The 18614-nt window shown below is 70.7% G+C and carries 20 protein-coding genes; 5 read left to right on the top strand and 15 right to left on the bottom strand.

The window, feature by feature from the left end; genetic code table 11:
• Positions 1 to 35 precede the first annotated feature (35 nt).
• A complete protein-coding gene (locus AC6CCG_RS05525) occupies positions 36 to 677 on the top strand; it encodes a nitroreductase family protein (RefSeq protein ID WP_496653467.1) in 642 nt (213 codons plus the stop codon).
• On the opposite strand, the gene AC6CCG_RS05520 is transcribed toward AC6CCG_RS05525, so the two are convergent.
• Genes AC6CCG_RS05520 through AC6CCG_RS05495 form a run of 6 tightly spaced genes read right to left on the bottom strand, consistent with a single transcriptional unit; the run spans position 674 to position 5696 of the window.
• Complete coding sequence (locus AC6CCG_RS05520) at positions 674 to 1120, bottom strand: PIN domain-containing protein (RefSeq protein WP_496653466.1); 447 nt, start codon at positions 1118 to 1120, stop codon at positions 674 to 676. The genes AC6CCG_RS05525 and AC6CCG_RS05520 overlap by 4 nt on opposite strands.
• Positions 1117 to 1338 carry a type II toxin-antitoxin system VapB family antitoxin gene (locus AC6CCG_RS05515; RefSeq protein WP_496653465.1) on the bottom strand — a complete coding sequence of 74 codons (222 nt, stop codon included), beginning with the start codon at positions 1336 to 1338 and terminating at the stop codon, positions 1117 to 1119. Before AC6CCG_RS05515 ends, AC6CCG_RS05520 begins: the two co-directional genes overlap by 4 nt.
• 53 nt (positions 1339 to 1391) lie before the next feature.
• A complete protein-coding gene (locus tag AC6CCG_RS05510) occupies positions 1392 to 1907 on the bottom strand; it encodes an NADPH-dependent FMN reductase (RefSeq protein WP_496653464.1) in 516 nt (171 codons plus the stop codon).
• 12 nt (positions 1908 to 1919) lie between these two features.
• Positions 1920 to 3056, bottom strand: coding sequence for an MsnO8 family LLM class oxidoreductase (locus AC6CCG_RS05505; protein WP_496653463.1), 1137 nt, complete (start codon positions 3054 to 3056; stop codon positions 1920 to 1922).
• The gene (locus tag AC6CCG_RS05500; RefSeq protein ID WP_496653462.1) at positions 3053 to 4429 is read right to left on the bottom strand and encodes an NtaA/DmoA family FMN-dependent monooxygenase; all 1377 of its coding nucleotides are present in this window, start codon (positions 4427 to 4429) and stop codon (positions 3053 to 3055) included. Before AC6CCG_RS05500 ends, AC6CCG_RS05505 begins: the two co-directional genes overlap by 4 nt.
• Positions 4430 to 4454: 25 nt before the next feature.
• The gene (locus tag AC6CCG_RS05495) at positions 4455 to 5696 is read right to left on the bottom strand and encodes an LLM class flavin-dependent oxidoreductase (RefSeq protein WP_496653461.1); all 1242 of its coding nucleotides are present in this window, start codon (positions 5694 to 5696) and stop codon (positions 4455 to 4457) included.
• 163 nt (positions 5697 to 5859) lie between these two features.
• Between AC6CCG_RS05495 and AC6CCG_RS05490 the strand changes: the two genes are divergently transcribed.
• Complete coding sequence (locus tag AC6CCG_RS05490) at positions 5860 to 6336, top strand: iron chaperone (protein WP_496653460.1); 477 nt, start codon at positions 5860 to 5862, stop codon at positions 6334 to 6336.
• On the opposite strand, the gene AC6CCG_RS05485 is transcribed toward AC6CCG_RS05490, so the two are convergent.
• The 8 genes from AC6CCG_RS05485 to AC6CCG_RS05450 form a co-directional block, all read right to left on the bottom strand.
• The gene (locus AC6CCG_RS05485) at positions 6337 to 7002 is read right to left on the bottom strand and encodes a VOC family protein (protein WP_496653459.1); all 666 of its coding nucleotides are present in this window, start codon (positions 7000 to 7002) and stop codon (positions 6337 to 6339) included.
• Positions 6999 to 7616 carry an alkylhydroperoxidase domain protein gene (locus tag AC6CCG_RS05480; RefSeq protein WP_496653458.1) on the bottom strand — a complete coding sequence of 206 codons (618 nt, stop codon included), beginning with the start codon at positions 7614 to 7616 and terminating at the stop codon, positions 6999 to 7001. The genes AC6CCG_RS05485 and AC6CCG_RS05480 overlap by 4 nt, the downstream gene beginning before the upstream one ends.
• Positions 7613 to 8227 carry a CMD domain protein gene (locus AC6CCG_RS05475; protein ID WP_496653457.1) on the bottom strand — a complete coding sequence of 205 codons (615 nt, stop codon included), beginning with the start codon at positions 8225 to 8227 and terminating at the stop codon, positions 7613 to 7615. The genes AC6CCG_RS05480 and AC6CCG_RS05475 overlap by 4 nt, the downstream gene beginning before the upstream one ends.
• Positions 8224 to 9294: a putative FMN-dependent luciferase-like monooxygenase gene (locus tag AC6CCG_RS05470; protein WP_496653456.1), complete on the bottom strand. Its 1071-nt coding sequence runs from the start codon at positions 9292 to 9294 to the stop codon at positions 8224 to 8226. The genes AC6CCG_RS05475 and AC6CCG_RS05470 overlap by 4 nt, the downstream gene beginning before the upstream one ends.
• Positions 9291 to 10937, bottom strand: a complete 1647-nt coding sequence (locus AC6CCG_RS05465) for a dipeptide ABC transporter ATP-binding protein (protein WP_496653455.1) — start codon at positions 10935 to 10937, stop codon at positions 9291 to 9293. The genes AC6CCG_RS05470 and AC6CCG_RS05465 overlap by 4 nt, the downstream gene beginning before the upstream one ends.
• Entirely contained in the window at positions 10934 to 11767 is an 834-nt protein-coding gene (locus AC6CCG_RS05460) for an ABC transporter permease (protein WP_496653454.1), read from the bottom strand. The genes AC6CCG_RS05465 and AC6CCG_RS05460 overlap by 4 nt, the downstream gene beginning before the upstream one ends.
• Positions 11768 to 11832: 65 nt before the next feature.
• Positions 11833 to 12774, bottom strand: coding sequence for an ABC transporter permease (locus AC6CCG_RS05455; RefSeq protein ID WP_496653453.1), 942 nt, complete (start codon positions 12772 to 12774; stop codon positions 11833 to 11835).
• Between the two features lie 4 nt (positions 12775 to 12778).
• Positions 12779 to 14437, bottom strand: a complete 1659-nt coding sequence (locus AC6CCG_RS05450) for a TIGR04028 family ABC transporter substrate-binding protein (protein ID WP_496653452.1) — start codon at positions 14435 to 14437, stop codon at positions 12779 to 12781.
• A 386-nt stretch (positions 14438 to 14823) separates the two neighbouring features.
• On the opposite strand from AC6CCG_RS05450, the gene AC6CCG_RS05445 reads away from it, so the two are divergent.
• From AC6CCG_RS05445 to AC6CCG_RS05435, 3 genes are read left to right on the top strand one after another with little or no spacing between them, the layout of a single operon-like run.
• Positions 14824 to 15726 carry a MetQ/NlpA family ABC transporter substrate-binding protein gene (locus AC6CCG_RS05445; RefSeq protein ID WP_496653451.1) on the top strand — a complete coding sequence of 301 codons (903 nt, stop codon included), beginning with the start codon at positions 14824 to 14826 and terminating at the stop codon, positions 15724 to 15726.
• Positions 15723 to 16757: a methionine ABC transporter ATP-binding protein gene (locus AC6CCG_RS05440; protein WP_496653450.1), complete on the top strand. Its 1035-nt coding sequence runs from the start codon at positions 15723 to 15725 to the stop codon at positions 16755 to 16757. The genes AC6CCG_RS05445 and AC6CCG_RS05440 overlap by 4 nt, the downstream gene beginning before the upstream one ends.
• 53 nt (positions 16758 to 16810) lie before the next feature.
• Complete coding sequence (locus AC6CCG_RS05435) at positions 16811 to 17410, top strand: methionine ABC transporter permease (RefSeq protein ID WP_496654392.1); 600 nt, start codon at positions 16811 to 16813, stop codon at positions 17408 to 17410.
• 9 nt (positions 17411 to 17419) lie between these two features.
• Here the strand turns inward: AC6CCG_RS05435 and AC6CCG_RS05430 are convergent, their stop codons facing one another.
• A complete protein-coding gene (locus tag AC6CCG_RS05430; RefSeq protein WP_496653449.1) occupies positions 17420 to 18583 on the bottom strand; it encodes a Gfo/Idh/MocA family protein in 1164 nt (387 codons plus the stop codon).
• Positions 18584 to 18614 lie beyond the last annotated feature (31 nt).

Genomic DNA, 18614 nt, shown 5'->3' with positions numbered 1-18614 from the left:
TCGATGGGACAACCAGCCGACGACGAGGAGATCCGATGACCACCGAGCTGCCGTTCGACGAGGTCCTGACCACGACCCGCGCGGTCCGCCGCCGCCTCGACCTGGACCGGCCGGTCGAGCCGGCCGTGATCGACGAGTGCCTGCAGTTGGCCCTCCAGGCTCCGTCCGGCAGCAATTCCCAGCGCTGGCACTTCGTCGTCCTCACCGACCCCGCGGTACGCAAGCCGATCGCCGAGCTCTACCGCCGCGGCGCCGGCCCGTACCTCGAACAGCGCCGGGCCGGCGGCGGCACCGCGCGGCAGCGCCGGGTGCACGACTCGGCCAGCTACCTCTACGACGTGATCGACCGGGTGCCGGCCCTGGTCATCCCGTGCCTGCAGGGCCGGCCCAGCGGTGACAACCAGGCCGGCTTCTTCGGCTCGATCCTGCCGGCCGCCTGGAGCTTCTGCCTGGCCCTCCGGTCGCGTGGGCTCGGCTCGGCCTGGACCACCCTGCACCTGGGCTACGAGCGCGAGGCCGCCGAGGTGCTCGGCATCCCGGACGACGTGACCCAGGCGGCTTTGCTCCCGGTCGCGTACACCATCGGCACCGACTTCAAGCCGGCCGCCCGCAAGCCCCTCGACGAGGTCCGCTCGTTCAACGGCTGGGCCCTCCCCGGAGCCGACCAAGATCACTAGTGCTCCGTGGCACCTTTGATCGGGCTGTCCGGTGGGGTGTCCCGAACACTTCGCTCCGTCACGTCACTCAGGTGCCGCGCCGCGGTCGCGAAGTCATGATCATCATGAAGCACGGTTAGTCCGTGGTGAGCCGCAATGCCACAGATCATCAGATCGACGGCGGACAAGGCCTTGTGCGCGCCGTTCCGGGCCAAGCGACGCTGGGCGGGGTCGATCCAACGCCACAGATTCTTGTTGACTGCGACATCCGGGTACAGTGCCTCGAACATCTCTGACATGTCATCAAGCTCATCAGCGGTCCGTGCCGATCGGCGAAACTCCATGCGCTGCGGAGCGCAGGCACCGACCGCATGAGCCGAGATGACCTCGGTCCAGGCGGACCGGATGGATGGCTCGCGCAGGACTCGCCAAAGAGCGGAAGAGTCGATCAGAAACCGGATCAACGATCCGGCTCCTTCTCTGCCTGGTGCAGCCGGCGCCAGCCCTCGTAATCCCAGTCAGCCGCCAGCGACGCGTAGCGCTCGATGGCGACGACTCGACGATGCCGACTCGCATACTCACGCAGGGCGAGGTTGACCGTCTCCTTCTTCGTCCTCAGACCCGAAAGACGCATGGCCTCGCCCAGCGCCTCGTCGTCGATGTCAATCTGAGTCACAGCCACGACCGGCTCCTAATGTTGGTGACACACAAGGACATTGTATGTCACCAACAGACTCAGCCGGCGTCGGCGAGGCGGGCCAGCCGGTCGAGGGTGCCGGCGGTGGCCCAGCGGTCGACGGCGGCGTCGAGATCGCCGAGTTGCGACTCGGTGAGGGCGAGGGCGTTGGTGGGCAGGGCGGCGCCGAGTTCGCGGAGCACCAGCTGCAGCTGCAGGTCGGTGGAGAGGGTGTGGGCCGGGGCGCCGGCGACGATCACCGGCACCGCGATCACCCCGCTCAGGTCCCCGGCCTGGTAGAGATCGAGGAAGGACTTCAGCAGGCCCGTGTAGGCACCCTTGTACGAGGGCGTCGCGATCACCGCGATCGCACTCGACGCGACCCGCCGCAGCGCGGCGTCGGCCTCCGGGTGCTCGGCGGCGAACAGCTCGCCGGCGAAGGCGGACACCTCGATCGGCTCCGCGACGTCGCCCTTCAGCTCGCGGCCGAGGCGGTCGGCGAGAACCGACGCGACCCGCAGGGTACGCGAGCCGGGCCGCGGGTTCCCGGAGACGACGGTGATCGTGATCGACATGGAGGCTCCTTGTCAGTGGTGGGTCCAGGCCTCGGCCAGCAACCGGTAGGACCGGAGCCGATCGGTGTGCCGATGGGTGATCGTGGTGATGATCAACTCGTCCGCGGCGGTCGCCTCGACCAGCAGGTCGAGCCCGGCGACGACCTGTTCCGGGGTGCCGACGAACTGCGTCTGCAGCCGGTCCGCGACCAGTTCCTGATCATGGTCGGTCCAGGGCAGGGCGGCGGCCTCCGCCGGGGACGGGAACCTGATCGCTCCCTCGCCGGACCGGATGCTGCGAACCCAGTGCTTGTAGCCGGCGGCCAGTTCCGTGGCCCGCTCCGCCGTCTCGGCGACGACGACGTCCGCGGACACCGCGACGTACGGGCGCTCCAACCTGGCGGACGGGCGGAAGGCCGACCGGTAGCTCTCGACCGCCTCGAGCACCCGCTGCGGCGCCACGTGGTAGTTCGCGGCGAACGGCAGCCCGCGCGCCCCGGCCAGTCGGGCGCTCTCGCCGCCGCTGCTGCCGAGGATCCAGACCTCCAGTTCGGCCCGCTCCCCGGGAATCGCGTGCAGCTCGACGCCGTCCGCGGACCGGTAGTCGCCGTCGAGCAGGGCCAGCAGATCGGCCACCTGGTCACCGTACTCCTGATGATCATGACGGCCGGACAACGCTGCCTGAGCCCGGAACCGCGGCGACTCGGCAAGCCTCCGGAACAGGTCGTTCGGCGCCGCCGGCAGCGGCAGACCGTTCGGTGCTGCCACCGGCGGCGCTGCCGGAGCCGGGCCGTCGCCCGGCACCGGAGCGCCGGGCTTCCGGCTCGCCGAACGGCCGAGACCAAGATCAAGACGTCCCGGGTGCACCGCGTCGATCAGACCGAACTGCTCGACCATGCCGAGCGCCGTGTAGTGGCCGGCCAGCACGGCGCCGGACCCGACCCGGATCGTGCTCGTGGCCGCGGCGACCAGGGCGATCGCCACGATCGGCGCTGAGCCGGCGACGCCAGGATTGACATGGTGCTCGGCGATCCAGAATCGCCGGTAGCCCAGCGCCTCGGTCTGCCGGGCCAGGTCGAGCGCGTTGCCGACCGCCTCCGGCACCTGCTGCCCACTGGTGACCGGGATCAGGTCGAGCACCGACAGCGGCACCGGCTGCCCGGACGTCACGACGCCACCCGGTGCGAGGCGGGATCGGCGTCGGGCTGCCCGCCCGCCGCCGGCAGTCCGAGGCGATCACGGAGCGTGCCCGGCTGGTACTCGGCCGGATAGACGCCGAGGTCCTGCAGCTCCGGCACCACCCGGTCGACGAACTCCTCCAGTCCGCCCGGCGTCAGGTGCGGCACCAGGATGAAGCCGTCGGCCTCCCGGTCGCGGACCGCGGCCGTCAACTGCACGGCCACCTGGCGCGGCGTGCCGATGAAGGAACGGCTGGCGGCGACCTCGATCATCAACTCCCGGATGCTGAGGTTCTTCTCCTTCGCGAGCGTGCGATACCGGGCCGCAAGGTCGTCCTCGTCCAACCGGCGGGACTGTCCCTGCACGACGGCCGGGCCGGACCGGTCCGGGTCGAACGCCGGCAGCGGTCCGTCCGGATCGAGATCGGAGAGGTCGGCGTTCCAGACCTGGCCGAGCAGGGCCAGCGCGGTCTGCGGCGTCACCTGGCCGCGGCGGATCCGGTAGTCCTCCTCGCGGGCCTCGGCCTCGGTGTCACCGAGCGCGAAGCCGACACCGGGAAAGATCTTGAGTTGGTCGGGGTCGCGACCGAACGCGGCCGCCCGCCGCTTGAAGTCCGCATAGGACTCCCGGCGCTGCTCGGCCGTGTCCCACCAGCGCGCGAAGATCGCGTCGGCGGTCCGGGCACCGAAGTCCCGGCCGTCGGCCGAGTCGCCGGCCTGGAAGATCACCGGATGGCCCTGCTTCGGCCGGGGCGTGTCGAAGGTCCCGGTGATCGTGAACTGCTCGCTGTGCCGGGCGAACGACCGGACCGAGCCGGGCCGCAGCAGTCGATCATCGTCGGCGACCACGGCGTCGTGGTCCCAGCTGTCCCAGAGCTGCCGGGCCGCGGCGACCGTGTCGGCGGCCCGGACGTAGCGATCCTCCTTGGCCAGATAGCCGCCGCGGCGGAAGTTCTGGCCGGTGAACGCGTCCGACGAGGTGACCACGTTCCAGCCGGCCCGCCCGTCGCTGAGCAGGTCGAGCGTGGCGAACTGGCGGGCGAGCTCGTACGGCTCGTTGAAGGTGGCGTTGATCGTGCCGACCAGACCGAGATGTTCGGTGACGGCGGCGATCGCGGCCAGCACCGGGAGGGTGTCCGGCCGGCCGACCACGTCAAGATCATGGATCCGGCCGTTGCGTTCGCGGAGCCGCAGTCCCTCGGCCAGGAAGAAGAAGTCGAACAGCCCGCGTTCGGCCGTCTGGGCCAGCTGTTGGAACGAGGCGAAAGCGATGTGGCTGCCGGACCGCGGGTCGGACCAGACGGTGTGGTGATTCACGCCGGGAAAGTGGGCGGCGAGATGGACCCGTGGCTGGGGTTCGGCCATGGTGGACTCCCTTCGTGGACAACGGTCAGAGCGCGGCGGTGGCCGCGCAGCGATCGCAAGAGCCGTGCGGCGCACGGTTCGGCACCGCTTCCGGCCGGGGTTCGGCGGCGTAGCGGTTGACCGGCCGGCCGAGGCCGAAGACCGACCGCAACGATCCGGTACGGCCCTCGCCCGGCGACCCGCCGAGGCCCGGGACCCGGGTCAGCACCCGGTCGACGAAGATCGGGAGCTGGGCCGGCAGCACCGAGAAGTTGATCACGTACCCGCCCACCGAGGGCGCCGTGTCGCCCAGGAACTCGGCCAGCCGGGCCGCCGAGCCGACGAATCGCCCGGCGTCCTCAGGGCGGGGACCGCCGCTCGCCTCGTCCAGACGGCCGGCGATCTCGGACGCCTCGGCGTCGGAGCCGGCGACCGTGACGTCCAGTTCGGCCAGGACGGTCACGGCGTCGTCCGGACGGCCGGCCTCGGCGACCAGTTCCCGGACGTCGCGGACGAACGCCTCATGATCACCGAGGCCGTCCTGATCATCGGGACCGGCCAGCCGGCTCACCACCACGTCGGCCCAGGGGCCGATCACCGCCTCGGCGTTCGGGTCCGCGGTCCGGACGAACGTCGGCGGCTGCCCCTGCGGCGGCCGTGGCGTGATCGACGGACCCTTGACCGAGAAATGATCGCCGGTGAAGTCCACGTAGTGCAGCCGGTCCGCGTCGATGAACCGGCCGGTGGCGACGTCGCGGATCTCGGCGTCGTCCTCCCAGGAGTCCCACAGCCGCTGTACCACGTCGGCAGCCTCGGCCGCCTCCTGCCAGGCCTCCGCGGAGTCCGGCGCCGGGCGCCGCCCGATCAGGTCGGCCGCGGCCGGATCGGTGCTGATGCCGACCAGCCAGCCGGCCCGGCCGAGGCTTGCATGATCGAGGGTGGCGACCGCCTTCGAGACGTGGAACGGTTCCGCGTGGGTCACCGCGAACGTCGGGACCAGCCCGATCCGCTCCGTCACCGGGGCGAGTCGCGCCGCCAGCAGGGCCGCGTCCAGCCGTCCCCTGAAACCCGGACCGCCGGCGGGACCGCTGCCGTACCGATCCTCGAAGATCACGAAGTCGAAGCCGCCGTGCTCGGCGAGCCGGACCTGATCAAGGTGGTAGCGCGCGCCGTACGCGGCGCGGGCCTGCTCCGGCGCCAGCCGCCAAGCCGCGGGATGGCTGCCGACGCCGTCGACGACCAACCCGAGCGGAACCGCAGTCCTTCCACCCGTTGCACCATCTGCCATGGTCATCACTGTAGGCAATCCCGAGTATCCCGATGTTACCGACTCATATAGTAGGATTTGCCTCGAGCGGCCATCGCCTGGCGATCGATCAGGATTGAAGAAGTGCGCTGCCGTACCGCATCCCTAGTCTGAGGTCATACCGAACGACGAAAGGATCCCCGAGATGGCCAAGGCAACGCGGAAGAGCGACCAGGAAGCGTCCTACGACGGCTTCTCCGAGGACGAGCGGGCCGCGATGAAGCAGCGCGCGGCCGAGCTCAAGGCCGCCAAGAAGGCCGGCACCGCGGCGGAGAAGGCCGCGGCGGCGGAGGCGGCAGTGGTCGAGAAGATCGCCGAACTGCCGGACGGGGACCGGCAGCTGGCCGAGCAGGTACACGCGCTGGTCAAGGCGACGGCCCCGGAGCTGGCGGCGAAGCTCTGGTACGGCATGCCGGCCTACGCCAAGGACGGCAAGAACCTCTGCTTCTTCCAGCCCGCCTCGAAGTTCGACGCCCGCTATGCGACCTTCGGGTTCGAGGGCACCGCGAACCTCGACGACGGCACCATGTGGCCGACCGCGTACGCGATCACCGAGCTGACCGACGAGGCCGCGGAGCGCCTGGCGGGCTTGATCAGGCAGGCGGTCAGCGACGCCTCGTGATCAGAGCTCGACCGGTGCGCCGTCCGGCCCGGCCACGACGAGCCGGTAGCGGGCCGGCGCGCCGGTGATCAACTCCGCAGCATCGGCGGCCTCCAGGCCGAGCGCGCGGACGGCCCTGCTGGTGGGCTCCGGATCGGGCTCGATCCGTTGCCAGGCAAGGAGTTCCAGGGTCGGCAGGTCGGCCAGGCCGGGGTGCGCGGTGTCGCCCCAGTCGATCAGGAACGGCACGTCGAACCGGTCCTCGCGCCGGGCCAACCGCCACTCGAGCAGGGTGCCGTCCGGGGTCCTGCGGGACAGGTCGGCCACCTCGCCGGGATCGTAGCCGGCACTCCGCGAGGCGGTGATCACTTCGTCGATCCCGTCCGGGTGCACGGCGTAGGTGACGATCGTCGGCCGGTCCAGGCCGGCGATGCCGAAGGTGTCCGGCCGCCGAGCCGGTCCTGAGCCCGTCGCAGGGGTGGCCGGGTCCGGCCCGATCAGCTCGAGGTAGTGCGGCCCGCGCCGGCCGGCGACCGTGAACGCCATCAGGGCGTTCGCGGTGCCGCGCGGGTGCACGCCGCCCGGCGCAGCGGTCACGCCGGTCCGCTCGGCGAACCAGGCCACCAGAGCGGCGAGGTCGGGACCGGCGATCACCACATGATCAAGCAGCCGGGCGATGCCGGTCATGGCGCGGCCTGCCGACGGGCCCGGACCTCCGGCTGGCCCAGCGACAGCATCAACCGGTTGGCCCAGTTGAAGAAGGCCGCGCTGTTGATCACGTCGACGATGGCGGCGTCGTCGAAGCCGGCGGCGCGCAGCCGCTCGACCTCCTGCGCTCCGAAGGCGGACGGGGTCCGGGTCAGCGCCACGGCGGCGGCGACGATCGCGTTCCAGGCCTCGTCGCCGAGATCAGCCTCGACCCCCTCGTCCAGCAGCCGCTGGACGTCCTCCCGGCGGCCCGACTCGCGGGTCGCCGCAGCCGAGTGCACCGAGGCGCAGTAGACGCAGCCGTTGTGCCGCGAGGTCGCCGTCGCGGCGAGTTCGCGCTCGGCCCGGCCGATGCCGCCGTCCGAGTTGCGGAAGATGTCCAGATCGGTCAGCGTCCGCGCCTCCAACGCGTCCGGGTCGCGGACCAGCAGCCGGAAGTACGGACTCTTGGCCCGGCCCGGATCGATCAGCGCCTCCCGCTGCCGGTCGGTCAGCTCGGACTCCTCGACCGGAGCCAGCCAGGGCACCCAGCCGAGCGACTGCTGGGTGAACCGCTCCGGCCCGGCCAGGTCCTCGGGTTCGGTGACGCTCATGCGGTCGCTCCTTCGGTGTTCGTCGCCTGCAGGGCACGGAGGGCCGCGGCGGTGCGCAGCTGGAACGCGAGGAAGGCGACCAGCTGGGAGAGCCGCACGGTGTCGTCGGCGTCCCAGCCGGCGTCGGCCAGGGCCTGCAGGGCCGCCGGACTCGACTCCCGCGGCCGGAGCACGAGCAGATGGGTGTGGGCCAGTGCCGCGGCCAGTCGATCACCCAGCGCGGCCGTCGTCGCCGGGTCCGGGGTCCAGACCCGGCCGGGCGCGCTCTCGCCGGCCAGGCCTGGCTCGCGATAGCTGCCGTACGGGCCGGTGCCGCGGGCAGCGTCTGCCGCGGCCGTGATCACCGCGACCCGGTCCGGATCCTCGTCGTCGAGCAGGTCGCGGTAGAACGCGGCGGCCGGCTCGTCCTCGTGCAGGACGGCGGTGAAGTACGCGACCGCGTACCGCTCGCCGACCGGGAACGATCCCGGCTCGGACGGTTCCAGCAGCGCCTCGAAGCTCCGCTGCGCGTGCTCGCGCGCCTGGGCCCGGGCCTCCCGCAAGGTCGCCAGCGGACTGCCCGGCTCGATCCCGGCGAGCAGGTCGATGATGTCGGCGTTGGTCCCGCTCATCGCTCCCCTTCCCTGTTGATCTTGTGTGCGTCCCGGAGATTCTCCGTGATCACGTCCCCGACCGGCCAGCCCAGTCTCGGCGCGACCTCCGTCGCCAGCAGTTCCAGCGATCGCAGGGTGAGCTCGTGCGGCGCATCGATCGAGTGCACCTGGAACGCTACGTCGGTCGAGCGGGTCAGCGTCGGATCTGCCGCCAGCGACGCAGCGACCTCGTCCACGGTGCCGACGTGGGTGTCGGTGAGCCGGATCAGGGTCGCAAGATCAAGATCGCCGGCATCGGCGCCGAGGAACGTCCCGGCCAATTGCCGCAGACCGGGCTCGGCCAGCGCCAACGCCTGGTCCCGCCGCTCCGGGTCGACGACCAGCGCGGTCCGCGACGCCAGCACGCGGTACGGCGAGCCCGACGGCAGCGCGGCGGCGTAGGCGTCGATGATCGGCAGCTGCAGCGCGGACAGCGGCAGGTCGTGATCACCGTCCGGGCGCGGCTGGGTCCGGGACAGCATCAGCCCGTCGCCGCGCTCGCCGGCCCGGCGCCCGCCGTCGGCCGAGAAGGTCGCCTGCCAGATCCGGCGGTCCAGGCCGTCGGCCGGCGGGTAGAGACGCGCTTCGGTACCGCGGATTCCCCGACCGGACAGGGAATCCAGGAAGATCGCGAAGTGATCGGCGAACAGCTCCCGGCGGGCCTCGGACGCCCGACCGAACGGGGCGAACGAGGACGGCGTGCCCCCGGCGGCCACCCCGAGCTGGACCCGGCCGCCGCTCAGCGCGTCCAGCACACTGGCATCCTCGGCCGCCCGGACCGGGTCGTCGATCGGCAACGTGATCACGCCGGTCGCGAGGGCGATCCGGGAGGTCTGCCGAGCCGCCGCCGCGAGCAGCACGAACGGCGACGGCAGCCCGCCCTCGTCCTCGCCGAAATGGTGCTGCGCCACCCAGGCGGACGCGAAGCCGTGCCGCTCCGCCTGCTCGATCTGCTCCAGCGCGTAGCGGTACCGCTCGGCCGGCGTGGCCCGCTCCAGCAGCCGGGTGAAGAAGCCGATCCGCGGTCGGCGATCCTCGTCGGTCATCCGGTCCTCCTCGTCGTCTCCCTGATCCTGGTTCCCGGGATCGCAGCGATCAACTGCCGGGTGTAGGCGTGCTCGGCGGCCTCGAAGACGCGGTCGGTGGCGCCGTGCTCCACCTGCCGGCCGCGCTGCAGCACCGAGACCGTGTCGGCGATCTGGCGGACCACCGCAAGATCATGGGAGATGAAGACGTACGTCAGCGACAGCTCGTCCTGCAACCGCGCGAGCAGCCGCAGGATCTGGGCCTGGACCGTGACGTCCAGCGCCGACACCGCCTCGTCCAGCACGACCAGCCCCGGTTCCAAGATCAACGCCCGGGCGATCGCGACCCGCTGGCGCTGGCCGCCGGACAGTTCGGACGGCCGCCGGGCGCCGTACTCCGGCGCCAGCGAGACCAGGTCGAGGTAGCGGTCAACCCGCGCGGCCTGCTCGGCCCGGTCGCCGATCCGGAAGTTCCGCAGCGGCTCGGCGATGATCTTGGCCACCGTCTGCCGCGGATCCAGTGAGGCGTACGGATTCTGGTACACCAGCTGGGCCGACCGGTGGAACGCGCGCCGAGCTGCCGAGCCGGACCGGCTCCGGGCCACCACATCGGTGTCGCCGATCCGGATGCCACCGGCGGTCGGCCGCTGGAAGCCCGTGATCACTCGCCCGATCGTCGTCTTCCCGGACCCGGACTCGCCGACCAGTGCATGGGTCGTGCCGCGGGCCACCGTGAAGGAGACGTCGTCGACCGCGACCAGCGGCGGCCGGCCAGGCCGCCGGAACTCCTGCCGCAGCCCGGTCACCTCCAGCAGCGCCGCAGCGGTCCCTGAGCCTGTCGAAGGGACCCCATGGTCGCGCCGCGGGCGCTCGACGATCTTGGTCAGCGACGGCGCGTCGGCCAGCAGCGTCCGGGTGTAGTCGTCGGTCGGTGCCGTCAGCACGTCGGCCGCGTCGCCGCGCTCCCGTACCGTGCCGTCGCGCATCACGACCACCGAGTCGGCCCGGTCCGCGGCGACGGCGAGATCGTGGGTGATGAACAGGACTCCGGTGCCGGACTCGGCCCGGAGTCGATCAAGGAGATCGAGCACCCGCTGCTGCACCGTGACGTCCAGCGCGCTGGTCGGCTCGTCGGCGATGATCAACTCCGGCTCCAGGGCCAGCGCAGCGGCGATCAGCACCCGCTGCCGCATCCCGCCGGACAGCTCGTGCGGATACTGCCGGGCCCGGGCCTCCGGATCGTCGAGATCGACCCGCTCCAGCAGCTCGTACACCTTGGCGTTGATCTTGGTCCGGTCCCGCCAGCCATGGATCCGGAGCGCCTCCGCGACGCTGTCGCCGATCCGCGCGACCGGGTTCAGCGAGTTGCCCGGATCCTGCGGGATCAGGCCGATCCGCATCCCCCGGATGGACCGCCAGCGCCGGTCCGGCAAGCCGACGAGTTCCGTTCCCTGCAAGGCGATGCTGCCCCCGGCGATCCGGCCGTTCGAGGGCAGCAGACCGATGATCGACTGCGCCACCGACGACTTCCCGGAGCCGGATTCACCGACCAGCGCGGTCACCCGGCCGGCCTCGACCTCGAGCGAGACACCGTCCACCGCGGTGACCGGGCCGCGCGCCGTCCGGTAGTGCACCGCAAGATCACGGATCGCGAGCAGCGTCATCGTCCCTCCCCTCCTCGGATGGCCTGGCTGAGCCGGTTGGTCGCCAGCACGACGGCCGCGACGATCACGCCGGGCAGTGCCGTCAGCCACCAGGCGGTGGCTACGTAGTTGCGCCCCTCGGCAATCAGCAGCCCCCATTCCGGGGTGGGCGGCGGCGCCCCGTAGCCGAGGAAGCCGAGCGTCGAGATCTGCAGGATCGCCGAGCCGAACTGGAGCGCGGCCAGCGCGATCACCGGCGTCAGCGAGTTGGGCAGGATGTGCCGCCAGAGCACGCCGAAGAACGTCCCGCCGGAGCCGAACGCCGCCTCGACGTATTCGCTGACCCGGACGCTGACCACCCGGGACCGGGCCAGCCGGGCGAACGCGGCCACGGACGTGACGCCGACCGCGATCGCCGCGTTCGTCGTCCCGAAGCCGAGCAGGATCACCACGCTGAGCGACAACAGCAGCACCGGTACGGCGAGCAGGACGTCGACGAACCGCATCAGCACGTCGTCGACCACGCCGCCGACCGCGCCGGCGGTGACCCCGATCGCGGTCCCCACCACCAGGCCGACCAGGACCGCGATCAGGGCGCCGCTGATCGAGTTCGAGGCGCCGTGGACGACCCGGGCGAACAGGTCCCGGCCGGTCGCGTCGGTGCCGAACCAGTGCGCCGGGCTCGGCGGCTGCAGCGCCGCGGCGACGGTCTGGGTCGGGCTGAGCGGCGCGAACACCGCCGGCAGCACCGCCCAGAGCAGTGCGACCAAGATCACCAGCAGCGGGATCACGGTGCCCGGACGCAGCCAGGCCCGGACCGCCGACGGCAGGGCGGCCTGCAGGGTGCTCATCTCGGGGTCCCCGCGGCGCAGTTCGGGGGAGCGCAGCGGAGGAGAACCGCGTCGTGGGGTGAGTCTCATCGGTCGCCTCGCTTCCGCAGCCGCGGGTCGAGCACCGGATAGAGCAGGTCGACCACGAGATTGATCACCACGAACGCGGCCGTGGACAGCACGACGATCGCCAGCAGCACCGGGGTGTCCCGGTTGGCGACCGCCTGGGCGGTGAGCTGGCCGAGGCCGGCCCGGCCGAACACCGCCTCGGTGACGACCGCCCCGCCGACCAGCTCGCCGAACAGCAGGCCGGCCATGGTCAGGGTCGGCAGCAGCGCGTTCCGGGCGACGGTGCGCCAGAGCAGCCAACGGGTGCTGGCGCCGCGGGACCGGACCACCGAGACGAACGGGAGCTCGCGCACCTCCTCGATGCTGCGGATCAGCACCTGGGCCAGCGGCGCCGCGATCGGTACGGCGAGCGTCGCCACCGGCAAGATCAACGCCTGGGCCGGATCGGCGCCGATCAACGGCACCAGACCGAGCCGGAACGAGAAGATCTGGATCAGGATGATGCCGACCCAGAACACCGGCAGCGACACGAACAAGGGCGGCAGGTTGGTCAGCAACCGGCGCAGCCACTCGGCCGGCCCGTAGGTCGCCGCGACGGCGATGATCACCGCGAGCAGGACCGCCACCAGAAGGCCGATCGAGGCGAGCACCAGCGTCGGCGGCAGCGCGGTCGTGATCAAGGTCGAAACCGCCGCACCGCTCTGCACCGAGAATCCGAAATCGCCGCGCAGGAAGGAGAAGCTGGTCTCCGCGTAGCGCACGATCAAGGGTCGGTCGGCACCGTAGGCGGCCCGGATCTCCTGCAGCTGCTCCGGGGACAGGCCGAGCTCCGGGCTGCCGTACCGGGCCAGCACAGCGTCGCCCGGCAACGCCGCCAGCAGCAGATAGGCCGCCGTGTAGGCGAGCACGAGCACGATCACCGCCTGCCCGGCCCGGCGCAGGATGTAGGGGCTGCTCATCCGGTCAGCCGGCCAGCCAGGTGCCGTAGAAGCTCGGCCGGCCGACCGATTCCGTACCGAAGCCCTGCACCTCGGTGCGCAGCCCGAAGACCTGCGGCTCCTCGAAGATCGGCAGGATGTAGGCCTGTTCGGCGAGCAACTGCTGGGCGGCCGCGGAGGCCGCCTCGCGCTGCTCCACGGTCGGTTCCGACGCGATCGCGCTGAGCAGGTTCTCCAACTCGGCGTCGCCGACGCTGCCGTCCTTCGTGTCGAGGTTGAGCAGCGTGTTGCGGTTCTTGGAGAAGTACTGCGACTTGATCACGTCGAAGTCCGCCCGGCCCACCATCGAGTGGTAGACCTGGATCTGCTTCGGGTCCAGCCGGGCCGTGTCCTGGGCCGCCTGATCACCGGGGAACAGCTTGACCTCGATGCCGAGCTCGGCCAGCTGGGCCTGGATCAGCGTGACGACCTCCTTGGACCGCGGCTGCGGCAGCGCCTCGTTGAAGGTCAGGCTGAGCCGCTCGCCGCCCTTGGTCCTGATCTTGTCCGCGCCGACCGTCCAGCCGGCCTCGTCGAGCAACGCGGCCGCGCGGGCCGCGTCGTGCGCGTAGTGCTTCGACGTGTCCACGTAGCCGAGCGCGGTCTTGGCCAGGGCACCGGTCGCCAGCGGATAGCTCTTGGTGAACAGGGTGTCCACGATCGCCTGCCGGTCGATGCCGGCGATGATCGCCTGCCGGACCCGGAGATCCGACAGCGCGGCGGTACGGAAGCGGAAGCTGAGCCCGTTGTTCACGCCATTGGTGGCCGCCGCGTGCAGGGCCAGCCCCTGGCCGGCGAACTGCGCCTCGTCCGGCGCCTCGATCTGCCGGGCCAGATGGGCCTGCCCGGACACGACCGTGCCGACCCGCACGCTGTCCTCGCCGGCGACGACGTAGGTGATCTTGTCCAGCCGCGCCCGACCCTGGTGGCTCAGCGACGGCGGCGCCCAGTCGTAGTCCTCGCGGACCTTGAAGCTCAGCTGGGTTCCGACCTGCTCGTCCTCGATCACGAACGGGCCACTGCCGATGATCGACTTCGCGTTGCCCGGCCCGAAGCCCTCGCTCGTCCTGTCCAGCGTCGCGTTGGCCAGCAGACCGGAGTTGATCGTCGAGGTCGCCTGCGCGAAGCCCGGCGCCGGCGCGCTGAAGTGGAACCGGACCGTGTGCTCGTCGACGACCTCGCCGTGGTCGTAGTTGTTGATCGCCTCGGAGACGGTGAGTGCCCTGCCGCTGTCGCCCTTGCCGTACAGGTCGAAGTTCTTCACCACGTTCGCCGCGTCCAGAGGCGTGCCGTCCGAGTAGGTGACGCCGGTCCGCAGGGTGAACGTGTACTGCGTCGCATCGTTGTTGATCTTCGGCAGCTCGGCGGCGATCCACGGCTCCAGTTCCAGCGTCTCCGGGTTCTGGTACAGCAGCCGGTCGGTCAGGTTGTTGATCACTCCGCCGTTGGGGTAGAAGCCCGCGGCCGGCGGGTACAGCGTGGTCCAGGTCTGCGGCTCCAGGTACGTCAGCGCGCCGCCCGTCCGTGGCTCGCCGCTGACGCTGCCGCCGCCGGACTGCGGATCCGTGCCGCCGCACCCGGCCAGCAGCCCTGTCACCGAAGCGACCGAACCCGCGATCAGCAGATCGCGCCGTGAAACCGTCATGTCCCCTGAGCCTCTCGTCGTGCCTGGACCGCTCTGATCCACGCCGACCCTAAGCACCCACAGCCACGCTGCTCTGCCACTCTCGCACCCTGAGACAGAACCTACCTGAAAGCTAGGGAATCCGCGTTTCACCATCTGGACCTTGGCCGGACCCTTGCCCTTCGCCCCTACACTTTCCCGGGTGACTGAGTATGGAATGTCGGCGACCGGCCTCTGCGGAGAGTCGTGTCGGTCGATGATGCACGGCTGATCCGGCCGCATCCAGTCCGCTCCAGCAAACCCTGCCCGGCGACGGGCACTCTCGGGACGCCCGCCGGCGCCGCGCCGACCCGCGCACAGCCGGCGGCCACCGTCGCGCTTCCGAGAACCGAGGAAAGGAAGTACGCATGTCCACGCGTGATCGTCTGCGCCGCCTGCCCTGGCTGGTCGGAGCACTGGTCCTCGCCGTCGCGCTCGTCGCGGCCGGCTGCTCGTCCGGCCCGGCCCAGGGCAACGGCACCGACCGTCCGGTCAAGATCGGCGTCGCGGATGCTGCGGAGCCGTACTGGCAGGTCTACAAGGCCAAGGCCGAACAGGCCGGGATCAAGATCGAACTGATCAACTTCTCCGACTACAACCAGCCCAACCCGGCGCTGGCGCAGAAGCAGCTCGACCTGAACGAGTTCCAGCACCTGCAGTACCTGGCCAACTTCAATGTGCAGTCCAACCAGACCCTCGTGCCGATCGGCGCCACCGCGGTCTACCCGTTGCCGCTCTACTCGACCAAGCACGCCGGCACCGACCAGCTGCCCGAGGGCGCGAGGGTCGCGATCCCGAACGACCCGACCAACCAGGCCCGTGCCCTGCTCGTGCTGCAGGCCGCGAAGTTGATCACCTTGGCCGGCGGCGGCAACTCGCTGTCCACGCCGGCCGACATCGAGTCCGGCCGGATCGAGGTGGTCCCGGTCGACGCGGCGCAGACCGCCAACAACCTGAGCAGCGTCGACGCCGCGATCGTCAACAACAACTACGCCACCGCGGCGAACCTCGGCGCCGACAAGATCATCTACGCCGACGACGTGAACGCACCGGAGTTCAAGCCCTACATCAACGCGTTCGTCGCCCGGGCCGAGGACAAGGACAACCCGACCTATCTCAAGCTGGCCGGGCTCTACCACGATCCCGAGGTGATCGAGGCGGTCAAAAAGGACCTCGGCGCCGGCGGCACGTTCAAGACGAACTCGCCGGAGGATCTGCAGCAGACGTTGAAGACGATCGAGGACCAGCTCCGGGCGAAGCAGAACGGATGACCGCGCTGGTGCAGCTCGCCGGCGTCAGCAAGATCTTCGGCGGCACGCCCCCGGTCCGGGCCGTGGACGGCGTCGACCTGGAGATCACCGCCGGCGAGATCACCGGCGTGATCGGCTACTCCGGCGCCGGCAAGTCGACCCTGGTCCGGTTGATCAACGCCCTGGAACGGCCGACGGCGGGGCGGGTGCTGCTGGACGGCGTGGACCTGGCCGGGCTGACCGAGCGCCGGCTCGGCCGGGTCCGGCGCGAGGTCGGGATGATCTTCCAGCAGTTCAACCTGTTCTCGTCCCGGACCGTGCAGGGCAACGTGGCGTACCCGCTCCGGCTGGCCGGCCTGGACCGGGCGGCGCGGGACCGCCGGGTGGCCGAGCTGCTCGACTTCGTCGGCCTGGCCGACCGGGCGTCGGCGTACCCGAGCCAGCTGTCCGGCGGGCAGAAGCAACGCGTCGGCATCGCCCGCGCCCTGGCCACCCGGCCGAAGCTGCTGCTCGCCGACGAGGCGACCAGCGCTCTCGATCCGGAGACCACCGCCGACGTGCTGGCCCTGCTCCGCCGGGTCAACGACGAGCTCGGCACGACGATCGTCGTGATCACCCACGAGATGGAGGTGGTCCGCTCGATCTGCGATCGGGTGGTGGTGATGGAGCAGGGCCGGATCGTCGAGCAGGGACCGGTCTACGACGTGTTCAGCCGGCCGAGCGCGCCGGCCACCCGGCGCTTCGTCGGCAGCGTACTGCGGGACCGCCCGGACCGGGCCGTGATCGAGCGGCTGCGCAGTGATCACGGCGGCACGATCATCACCGTCGACGTGGTCGACCAGCGGTCCGCGATCTTCGACCGGCTGCGCGACGGCCGGGTACACAGCGCGGTGATCTACGGCGGGATCTCCGAGATCGGCGACCGGCCGTTCGGCTCACTCACCTTCGAGCTGACCGGCGACCCGGCCGCGGTGCGGTCCACCGTCGCCGCCCTGTCGGAGATCACCGGCGTCACCGAGTGGTCGGCCGACCCGAGCGGAGCGCTGCGGTGACCTGGGAGACCCTGCTGCCACTGCTCGGCACGGCGTTCCGGCAGACCGTGATCATGGTGCTGATCACCCTGCTGGCCGGCGGCGTCGGCGGCCTGGCCATCGGCACCGCCCTGTACGCGACCCGGCCCGGCAACCTGGCCCAGAACAAGATCGTCTTCACGATCCTCAACGTGATCGTCAACATCGTCCGGCCGATCCCGTTCATCATCTTCATCACCGCGATCGGCCCGCTCACCCTGCTCGCGGTGGGTACCACGATCGGCGTCTCCGCGGCGGTCTTCCCGATGTCGATCATGGCCGCGGTCGCGATCGGCCGGATCGTCGAGCAGAACCTGGTCGCCGTCGACCCCGGCGTCGTCGAGGCAGCCCGGTCGATGGGAGCCGGCCGGCTCCGGATCCTGTTCACCGTGGTGATCCCGGAGGCCCTGGCCCCGCTGATCCTCGGCTACACCTTCATGTTCATCGGCATCGTCGACATGTCCGCGATGGCCGGCTACATCGGCGGCGGCGGGCTCGGCGACTTCGCGATCACGTACGGCTATCAGCAGTTCAACTGGGCCGTCACTCTGGTCACCGTGGTGATCATCATCGCGATCGTCCAGGGCGCCCAGCTGCTCGGCAACGTCCTGGCCCGCCGGGTGCTGCGCCGCTGAGCCGCGGGGCTACCGCTCCTCGAACTTGCCTTCCTCGCGGATCCGCCGGTTCAGCTCGGCCAGATAGAGATCCTCGTCGAAATCGATCGGGACCTCGCGGCCGAGCCAGCTGGACAGGTGGATCGCGTTGGCCAGCCGGACCCCGTTGATGCCGTCGCTGCCGGGAGCCAGCAGCGGGGTGCCGTCGAGGATGTTCGCCGCGAAGTTCTCCAGGACGCCGGCGTGCTGGGAGCCCCAGGCGGAGCTGAGGTCGATGGTCTCCTCGGTGTACAGCTCCTTGGTGTTCAGCTGCCCCTTGAAGAGGTTCCGTACCTCGTCCTTGCTCAGCCCGCTGGAGATGTCCTGCTCGTCCTTGACCAGCCGGGTCACCGTCGCGACCTTGGACCGGTCGACGACGATCTTGCCCCGGTCGGCCAGGATCTCGAACCGGTCGGTACCGACAAGATCATGAGTGGCGGTGGTGAAGGTGCCCGTCGCGCCGTCGCCGTAGTCCACCACGGCGGTCACCTCGTCCTCGACGGCGATGTCCCGGCGGAAGCCGTACGCGACCTTGGCGTAGACCGACTTCGGCACGCCGCAGATCCACTGCCACAGGTCGAGCTGGTGCGGCGCCTGGTTGACCAGGACACCGCCGCCCTCGCCGCCCCAGGTGGCGCGCCACTCCGACTGGTCGTAATAGCCCTGCGGCCGCCACCAGGTCGTGATGATCCAGTTCGTCCGGCGGATCGTGCCGAGTTCGCCGGAGTCGACGATCTCCTTGATTCGCTGGTACAGCGGGTTGTTGCGCTGGTTGAACATGATGCCGAAGGTGAGTTCCGGCTTGGTCGCGGCGAAGGCGTTGAGCTCGTTCACCTGCTTGGTGTAGACGCCGGCCGGCTTCTCCACCAGGGCATGGATCCCGGCCTCCAGGGCCGCGATCCCGATCTCCGGGTGCAGGTAGTGCGGCACCGTCGTGACCACCGCGTCGACCTCGCCGGAGGCCAGCAGCGAACGGTAGTCCGGGAAGAACGGGACGCCGTACTCGGCGGCGGCGCTCGCCTTGTCCGGGTCGGTGTCGGCGATCGCGGTGACCCTCATGTTGGGCACCAGCCCGCGTCGCTCGATGAACTGGGCATACATCGATCCCTGGGTGCCGAGACCGATGATCCCCAACCGGACCTTGCCGTCCACCATGCTGAATATCCCTTCGTCGCCGGCGACTCGC

Source organism: Microlunatus sp. YIM B11417 (assembly GCF_059617205.1).
The sequence above is the reverse complement of the archived record's forward strand: the minus strand, read 5'-3'. Positions and strand labels throughout refer to the sequence as shown.

Excerpts from the sequence above, each read along its gene's own strand:
- AC6CCG_RS05525 (WP_496653467.1), top strand. The coding sequence starts at position 36 with ATGACCACCGAGCTGCCGTTCGACGAGGTCCTGACCACGACCCGCGCG.
- AC6CCG_RS05480 (WP_496653458.1), bottom strand. The coding sequence starts at position 7,616 with ATGAGCGTCACCGAACCCGAGGACCTGGCCGGGCCGGAGCGGTTCACC.
- AC6CCG_RS05500 (WP_496653462.1), bottom strand. The coding sequence starts at position 4,429 with ATGGCCGAACCCCAGCCACGGGTCCATCTCGCCGCCCACTTTCCCGGC.
- AC6CCG_RS05465 (WP_496653455.1), bottom strand. The coding sequence starts at position 10,937 with ATGACGCTGCTCGCGATCCGTGATCTTGCGGTGCACTACCGGACGGCG.
- AC6CCG_RS05460 (WP_496653454.1), bottom strand. The coding sequence starts at position 11,767 with ATGAGCACCCTGCAGGCCGCCCTGCCGTCGGCGGTCCGGGCCTGGCTG.
- AC6CCG_RS05510 (WP_496653464.1), bottom strand. The coding sequence starts at position 1,907 with ATGTCGATCACGATCACCGTCGTCTCCGGGAACCCGCGGCCCGGCTCG.
- AC6CCG_RS05470 (WP_496653456.1), bottom strand. The coding sequence starts at position 9,294 with ATGACCGACGAGGATCGCCGACCGCGGATCGGCTTCTTCACCCGGCTG.
- AC6CCG_RS05435 (WP_496654392.1), top strand. The coding sequence starts at position 16,811 with ATGGTGCTGATCACCCTGCTGGCCGGCGGCGTCGGCGGCCTGGCCATC.
- AC6CCG_RS05440 (WP_496653450.1), top strand. The coding sequence starts at position 15,723 with ATGACCGCGCTGGTGCAGCTCGCCGGCGTCAGCAAGATCTTCGGCGGC.
- AC6CCG_RS05475 (WP_496653457.1), bottom strand. The coding sequence starts at position 8,227 with ATGAGCGGGACCAACGCCGACATCATCGACCTGCTCGCCGGGATCGAG.
- AC6CCG_RS05490 (WP_496653460.1), top strand. The coding sequence starts at position 5,860 with ATGGCCAAGGCAACGCGGAAGAGCGACCAGGAAGCGTCCTACGACGGC.
- AC6CCG_RS05445 (WP_496653451.1), top strand. The coding sequence starts at position 14,824 with ATGTCCACGCGTGATCGTCTGCGCCGCCTGCCCTGGCTGGTCGGAGCA.
- AC6CCG_RS05455 (WP_496653453.1), bottom strand. The coding sequence starts at position 12,774 with ATGAGCAGCCCCTACATCCTGCGCCGGGCCGGGCAGGCGGTGATCGTG.
- AC6CCG_RS05450 (WP_496653452.1), bottom strand. The coding sequence starts at position 14,437 with ATGACGGTTTCACGGCGCGATCTGCTGATCGCGGGTTCGGTCGCTTCG.
- AC6CCG_RS05495 (WP_496653461.1), bottom strand. The coding sequence starts at position 5,696 with ATGGCAGATGGTGCAACGGGTGGAAGGACTGCGGTTCCGCTCGGGTTG.
- AC6CCG_RS05430 (WP_496653449.1), bottom strand. The coding sequence starts at position 18,583 with ATGGTGGACGGCAAGGTCCGGTTGGGGATCATCGGTCTCGGCACCCAG.
- AC6CCG_RS05485 (WP_496653459.1), bottom strand. The coding sequence starts at position 7,002 with ATGACCGGCATCGCCCGGCTGCTTGATCATGTGGTGATCGCCGGTCCC.